The following is a 1,488-nucleotide window of genomic DNA, read 5'->3' as shown; positions in this document are numbered from 1 at the left end:
CGCCCGCGAGCACCAGCGCGAAGTTGTTGGCATGGAGCCCAGGAACGAGCCCGCTCACCGCCCCGAGCGCCGCGCCGCCGAACAGGAACGCGAGGGCGGCGACGGCGAACGTCGGATCGAGCACCGGGCGGACCAACGCGTCCATCCCGACTGGGTGGCCGCGCTATCGGGGATAAACGGTTGGATAGGAGAGTCGGCTCGGGCTCGCCTCGACCGCTACGGCGGCTGCTCGGGAACGAACGCGTGGAACGCGAGCGAAGAACCGATCAGGCCGCGGCCGCCGCCTGTGACTTCTTTTGGGTGATGTAGCCGGCGATGCGGTTGCGGACACCCTTCGATTCGACGGTCGTCAGCGCGGAGACGCTCTCCTTGTTCGTCTCGAAGTCGGTGTTGAACGACTCCGGATACCGCTCGAGCAGCACGTTCGCGAGCTGCTTGATGTACTTGGGTTTGATAGCCATACGGAGCGATACCGGCGGCGCGGACTAAAAGGGTTCGTTCCCGTCTGAGCGCCCGCCTGCGAGTGCGAGCGCGGCCTCCGGGCCCCGTTCCTGCCGACGACACCCGAGGCCGTCGACCCGTTGACGCTACGTTCCCCGGCCGTCCCCCGGAGCGCTGCCCGTCTCGTCGTCCGTCCGATCCGAGTCCATCGATCGCCACCCTGTCGCCCGGTCGATCCGCGCGAACGCCTCGCGCTCCGCCGGGCCGCCACAGCGGTCGACCACGTCGGCGAAGTACCGGAGGCGGTCGAGCAGCTCGGCCGTGTCGTAGGCGGGAACGTCGAGCCGTGAGGCGGCCACCGTGGCGTCGATCACCGCGCCGAACCCCCGGTTGACGGTCGAGACCCGCTTCGACCGGATCTCGGACTCGACCGGAGTCAACGCCCATGTCCGGACGGTGACCTCTCCCCGATCCTCACTCGCGACCCGTTCGGCGCGGACCTCGACCCACGCGTCCGCGTTAGGAAGGACGGGATCCGGCTCCTCCCGGACCGTGAGCGCGGCGTCGACGAACTCTCGCGGGTCGGACGTGAACTGCACCACGCCGCCTCCGCGCTCGGTGAAGTTCCGCCACGTCCGGGTCCGGCCGAACGTGCGGGCGGTGACCGTACCCGACTGGGACGAGGCGTCGGATGACGGGTGCGAGGCGTCACCCTCGCCGTGTTCCGGCGCGTGGAGGCCGAGCGCGGCGACGTTCCACCGGTCGTTCGGGCCGAGCGTCGCCACCACCGACTCCGTGACGCCTCGCAGGGCGACGGGCCACCCGGGGTCGCTCACGGATCGACCCCCGTCCCCTCTGCCCCCGAATTCCGGACCGACACGCCACGCCTGATCGCCACGTACAGCGCCGCACAGGTGATGTCAGCGGTGGTGCCCGGGTTGATCCCCTCGTCGACGTACGCCGCCGCCAACGACTCCACGTCGGCGAGGTCGACCGCGTGGACCGCCTCGGTCGACGGGGGCCGTCCGGCGTCCGGGTCGGCGTCCG

Annotated in this window: 2 protein-coding genes and 2 pseudogenes; all 4 read right to left on the bottom strand. The window is 70.6% G+C overall.

Going from position 1 to position 1,488, the window contains the following annotated elements:
- A pseudogene (locus ACFQEU_RS18320) lies at positions 1-145 on the bottom strand (tripartite tricarboxylate transporter permease); the annotation flags it as partial.
- 121 nt (positions 146-266) lie between these two features.
- Positions 267-461 carry a 30S ribosomal protein S17e gene (locus ACFQEU_RS15795; protein WP_379783715.1) on the bottom strand — a complete coding sequence of 65 codons (195 nt, stop codon included), beginning with the start codon at positions 459-461 and terminating at the stop codon, positions 267-269.
- Between the two features lie 126 nt (positions 462-587).
- Entirely contained in the window at positions 588-1,277 is a 690-nt protein-coding gene (locus tag ACFQEU_RS15790; protein ID WP_379783713.1) for a DUF447 domain-containing protein, read from the bottom strand.
- A pseudogene (locus tag ACFQEU_RS15785) lies at positions 1,274-1,488 on the bottom strand (hypothetical protein); the annotation flags it as partial. The gene ACFQEU_RS15790 and the pseudogene ACFQEU_RS15785, both read right to left, overlap by 4 nt.

The organism is Halorubrum tibetense (assembly GCF_042661865.1).
Lineage (GTDB): Archaea > Halobacteriota > Halobacteria > Halobacteriales > Haloferacaceae > Halorubrum > Halorubrum tibetense.
This window is presented reverse-complemented; position numbering and strand designations above follow the sequence as displayed.